This window comes from Steroidobacter sp. (assembly GCF_016790065.1).
Classification (GTDB): Bacteria; Pseudomonadota; Gammaproteobacteria; order Steroidobacterales; family Steroidobacteraceae; genus Steroidobacter.
The window spans coordinates 1-5,467 of record NZ_JAEUPY010000053.1 but is presented as its reverse complement, the minus strand read 5'-3'; the positions used below and the strand labels follow the sequence as shown (position 1 = coordinate 5,467).

4 protein-coding genes and 1 pseudogene are annotated in these 5,467 nt (G+C 60.9%); 3 read left to right on the top strand and 2 right to left on the bottom strand.

What is annotated here, in order from left to right:
* Positions 1 to 2,320, top strand: a pseudogene (locus JNL55_RS01990) (hypothetical protein); the annotation flags it as partial.
* A 12-nt stretch (positions 2,321 to 2,332) separates the two neighbouring features.
* Entirely contained in the window at positions 2,333 to 3,580 is a 1,248-nt protein-coding gene (locus tag JNL55_RS01985) for a DUF711 family protein (RefSeq protein ID WP_293848623.1), read from the top strand.
* Here JNL55_RS01985 and JNL55_RS01980 read toward each other — a convergent pair.
* Positions 3,549 to 4,175, bottom strand: a complete 627-nt coding sequence (locus tag JNL55_RS01980; protein ID WP_293848621.1) for a hypothetical protein — start codon at positions 4,173 to 4,175, stop codon at positions 3,549 to 3,551. The two genes, JNL55_RS01985 and JNL55_RS01980, sit on opposite strands and share 32 nt — an antisense overlap.
* Positions 4,176 to 4,353: 178 nt before the next feature.
* On the opposite strand from JNL55_RS01980, the gene JNL55_RS01975 reads away from it, so the two are divergent.
* The gene (locus tag JNL55_RS01975; protein ID WP_293848619.1) at positions 4,354 to 4,953 is read left to right on the top strand and encodes a hypothetical protein; all 600 of its coding nucleotides are present in this window, start codon (positions 4,354 to 4,356) and stop codon (positions 4,951 to 4,953) included.
* On the opposite strand, the gene JNL55_RS01970 is transcribed toward JNL55_RS01975, so the two are convergent.
* Positions 4,950 to 5,467 (bottom strand): response regulator (locus tag JNL55_RS01970; protein ID WP_293848617.1); only part of this gene is annotated, 518 nt, incomplete at its 5' end. The two genes, JNL55_RS01975 and JNL55_RS01970, sit on opposite strands and share 4 nt — an antisense overlap.

Genomic DNA, 5,467 nt, shown 5'->3' with positions numbered 1-5,467 from the left:
CACGTGGACGGCAGCGGCCATCATCGTGCGCAACCTGCTGTTGAACTGGCTGGTGATCCTGCCGCTGTTGGCGGCGCTGGTCGTCATTCCGCAAGGCGTGTATCTGCTGGTTCAGAGCACCGTCAGCCCTGGCCTTGGTCGAACGTTGTTGTACACGTCGCTGCTGGTCGAGTTGCTGGCGAGCTTCTCTGTCTATTACCACCGACGCTTCGTACGCGCGCCGGACACGCCACCATCGCGCTACACGTGGCTATGTGTGCTGCCAGTAGTCACCGCAGCTGCGTTGCTGTCGTTCACCGGCCTCGGCTATGCGAATGGTCCAGCAGTGGTGCTGGACGCGCCGTTCTGGTCGGAAGCCAATCGACCGGTGCTGATGTTCTCGGTGCTCTGGTGCACTGTCATTCCGCTGATCGGTTGGACCGTGGTCGAGTTGTTGTATCGGTTGCGGCATGACATTCCGGCCGAGTCCAAGCACACCTCCAAGTTCGAGTTGGCCGCGCTGCTGATTTCCGGACTGGTGATCTCGCTGTTGCTGGCCCTGTGTGTGCGTGGCTTGTTGCTGCCGTTCTACAGCCATCCCGGCTTGTATGTGATGCTGACTCTGCCGGTGTTGCTGACGTTGTATTTGTTGGCACGCACGTTGTTCGTCGGACTGGCTAGCTTGAGCGAAACCTTCGTCACCGGCGCCGCGCCGGCACTGGTCAACGACGGCGACCGCGAGTGGTGGGCGCGATTGTCCGGTTGGATTCTGGCCATCGCGCTGGGTTGGATCGCCGTCAGCGCGCTGTGCGTGTTCGGTCAGTATCTGCTCGACAAGATTACCGACGCCGCCAAACCTCTGGTCGCTGCAGCAGGCGGTATCTCCGGTGTCGCAGCTGCATTGCTCGGCAGTCGCGACAAAACTGCGTCGGCGACCGATCAGCCTTCGATCATGCAACGCGTCGGCCTGGCACTGGCGGCACCGATCTTCGTGGTCTGCGTGGTGCTGGTGATTTCGTGGGCGACGGCGACGCTCGGCGGTTGGATCGTGAGCAACGCCAATGTGGCCGCGGAAAAGATTTTCACCGACCCGATGTGGCGTCAGTCCGGCCTGCGTCACACCGGCTTCGAGTGGTTCTGGGCCCTCCCCTGCATCCTGTTGCTGGCGGCGCTGGTCATGGGCTTGATCGTGAACGTGAATCGCTTTTCATTACACGGCTTCTATCGCAACCGTCTGGTGCGCGCGTACCTCGGCGCATCACATACGGATCGCAAGCCCGATCCGTTCACCGGCTTCGACGCAGCCGACAACGTTCGCATGCATAAGCTGCGGCCCTCGAAGGGCGCGCAGCGTTTGTTGCCGCTGATCAACGTCACATTGAATCAATTGCGCGATGGCAATCTGGCCTGGCAGGAACGCAAGGCCGAATCGTTTTCCATCACGCCCTACTTCTCCGGCAACTTCCACGAAGGGTATCGAGACTCGGCCGCTTACGGCGGCCAGGGCGGCATCTCGCTCGGCACCGCGGTGACGATTTCAGGCGCCGCTGCCAACCCGCACATGGGTTATTGCTCGTCGCCAGCGTTGGCGTTCGTAATGTCGTTGTTCAACGTGCGCCTCGGCGCCTGGCTCGGTAACACCAACGCGCAAGGCGATGGTGCCTATCACCTGCCTGGCCCACGGCAAGCGTTGTCGCCCATGCTCGGCGAGTTGTTCGGCTACACCACGCCGGACTTCAAGTATGTGAACCTGTCCGACGGCGGCCACTTCGACAACCTGGGCTTGTATGAAGTGGTGCTGCGTCGCTGCCGCTACATCGTGGTGAGCGATGCCGGCTGCGATCCGGATGCCAAGCTGGGCGACCTGGGCAATGCCATTCGCAAGATCCGGATCGACTTCGGCATTCCCATTCGGTTCGAAAAAGAAATCGAGATTTATCCCAACAGCAATGCCAAGCAGGGGCTGTACTGCGCCATCGCACGCATCGACTACGATGCGGTCGACAAGGGCACCTCGCCGGGCCGGCTGCTATACATCAAGCCGACGTTGCGCGGCCGGGGCGAACATCCTGTTCCTTATGACGTGTACAGTTACTCCAAGACGGTGGATGCTTTCCCACACGAGTCGACGGCCGATCAATGGTTCAGCGAATCGCAGTTCGAAAGCTATCGCGCGCTCGGCTTCCATTCGCTGGAGCAGATTCTGCGGGGCGCGTCTCCGCAAAACTTCGGGGACTTCTTTACCCGCGTGGCCAGCTATATGAACCCGAGCCGCAAACGACGGGCGTTCAAGGAACGAGAGACGTTGTCGTCGTCCCGCTCCTTGCTGGATGATGAGTAGCAAGAGCCGGTCATGCCGTCTCGACGCGACATTTTCTGGTTGGCAGGCACCGCAGGTTTGGCTGCGATCAATTTGGGTGACGCTGTGGCTGCAGTAAAGAATCCGGTACGAGTCCGAACCATTACGGCGGGCGTGGAACTCAGTCCCGCGCTCGAATTGGAACGGGTCGAGGCGGCGCTAACGTTTCTGACGCGCGCCAAGCAGACCCTGACGGCGGCTGGCTATGAGGTGCAGACGGTTAGAGTCGCGTCCAACCCGGTCATCGCTTCGCTCGCGCCCGCTGCGAGATCCAAGGCGCTCGAGCAGTTGCGCAAGATCGATCAACTGATCGCTGCGCATGGCGCAGTCTTCAGCACTGGCCCCATCGCCACTGAAGATCGCACCGACGACAGTTTGATCGAGTGGTCTCAGGAACTGGTGCGCGCGACCAAGTCGATCAGCATCTCAACCGTCATTGCTTCACCGGAGCGCGGCGTGCTGCCGAAGGTTGCGGCCCTCAGCGCCAAGATCATGGTTGCGTTGGCGCAAACTCTGCCGGAAGGGCTCGCCAACTTCCGATTCGCAGCGGCAGCCAATATTCCCGCCGGCACTCCTTTCTTTCCGGTCGCCTGGCATCAAGGCCCGGATGGGTTTGCCATCGGTGTGGAAACGCCGGCCGTGGTTGAACGCGCGTTCGCATCGCTGCGGCCCAGCGATGACCCGACCGAGAAGTTGCGAGGCGCGTTGAACGAAGTGCTGCTGCCCATCGAGAAGCTCGCCACCGGCATTGCTCAGCGCGAAGGCCGCCAGTACGTCGGCATCGACACGTCGCCGGCACCTCTCAAAGATCGAAGCATCGCGGCCGCCATCGAAGCGCTTACTCACCGCCCCTTCGGCACCGGCGGCACGTTGGAAGCTTGTTCCATCATCACCGCCGCGTTGAAGTCCACGGCCGTGAAGAGCTGCGGATACTCCGGCCTGATGCTGCCCGTGCTCGAGGATCCGCTACTGGCACAACGCGCCGGCGAGCATCGTTATGGCATTCGCGATGTGCTGCTGTACTCCAGTGTCTGCGGTACCGGACTCGATGTGATTCCGCTGCCGGGCGATACCTCTGCCGAGAGCATCGAAGGCTTGCTGAGAGATGTCGCGGCACTCGCAACTCGACTGCGGAAACCGTTGTCCGCCCGTTTGTTTTTAGTTCCAGGCAAGCAGGCCGGCGAGCTGGCGCGCTTCAACGATCCGTATCTCACCGACTCGGTAGTGATGAAGCTCGATTAGCCCGCGACACGCGAGCAGCAATGCGCAAGCCGAGGATGAACACGACCACCGCGGCCACGGGAATGTAGGCAGGAATAATTGCCGCGCGAGACAAATAGCTGTTCGCGAAGATGAGCCAGATGTAGTACGAGCCCACTGTATGCAGCAGGGTCCAGGCTCGTGGACCGATGAGTCGCGCCGTGGTATCGAAAGAAGTCGCCGCCATCAGCGCGATGAATACATAAGCCAGCCCGCCGAAGATCCAAGTCACCGCATTCGCGTCAGCCGCGAGCTCTACCGGAGCGATGCGCCCCAACGACAGAATGGCGAGTAGATGAACCAAATGCGAAACGGCGAAGGACACGCCTAGATAGCGCCGATTGCGCAACTGCCAGCGCGTCCAGGCATTCGGCCAGAAGTGATGAACCGCCGATGCCGTGAAGGCAAGAGCAAACAGAGCAAACGAACTGCGCGCGGTGGTGCGAATGATGCCGCGAATGCCGTCCACCGGCGCAATGGCAGTCATGGCTTCGATGCTCACGACCAGGCTGAGCGCGATGGTCACGGCGCCGACGATGGACCAGCCCTCCCAGGCTTGTTTGGACCTATTGTCCATTGCCTCAACCCCTTCCGCTGGGCCTCCGAATTGCCGTCCTGCATCATACTCGTTTCACCGGCACTTGCTTGCTGTTGACCGGCAGTCCCTGGCACATCCCACCGTGCACCTCTAGAGTTACGACCACGGCAAAGCACGGAAGTTACATCCCCAGTCATGATGTGACGATGGAGGCTGGATGCGGACCCTTTTTGTCACTTTGGTTTGTATGCTAGCGGCCGGCGGCGCCGGCGCTGCCACGCCTGACTCGGGTAACAACGTCACCGCGGTCTGGAAGTCGCAGCAAGTGAATTTTGAATATCGCGGCGACAGCACGACTTACTCCTGCCGCACGCTAGAGGACAAGTTGGCGATGATCTTGCGCGCTGTCGGTGCACGCGAAGACATTCAGCTACGCAGCTATGCCTGTGACGAACAGGTTGGCATTGCCCGCTTCCAAGTATCGATGCAATCGCCGGTGCTCGCCTCGGAAGAAAACATTCGCGAGCTCAGCACGTACGATTCCAAAGACGAACTGGTCGCCCGCATGAACGGCGAGAAGCTCACCAGTGCCGCCGACCTGGAACGCTTTCCCGCCGTGTGGAAGACCGTGTCTTTTTCCAAGAACCGCCTGATGCGTTTGGAGCGCGGCGACTGTGAGCTCGTTCAGCAATTGCGTCAGCAGATTCTGCCGCTCATGTCAGTGCACATAGTGAAGGACAACGTGCGCTGCTCGTCGAGCTTTGGGAGTGTCGGGCCGCCGCGATTGACGGTGTCCGCGCTGGTGCCGGCCGGCTAATTTTCGATCATGTCTCGAATGCGTTCGGCCAATGTTTCCAGCGCGAACGGTTTGGTGATCATTTGCATGCCGGGCAATAGCAGATCGTTGCTCACCGCCGCGTTATGCGCGTAGCCGGTGATGAACAGCACTTTGAGATCGGGCCGATGCGCACACGCGGCGTCGGCGAGTTGGCGCCCGTTGAAGCCGGGCAGGCCCACATCTGAAATCAACAAGTCGATGCGGACGTCGGACAGCAGGATGGCGAGCCCGCTGGGTCCGTCGACGGCCTGCAAGGATCGATAACCCAATTCCGTGAGCAGATCGACCACCAGGTCGCGCACCACCTGCTCGTCTTCCACGACCAGCACCACTTCTTCACGCGCGATCGGCTGCAACGCTACCGGCACCGGCATGGGCTCTTGCGTCGTCTCGTGCTCGCCGTGGTAACGCGGCAAGTAAAGTCGAACCGTGGTGCCCTTGCCCACTTCGGATTGGATCTTGGCATAGCCGCCGGACTGCCGAGTGAAGCCGT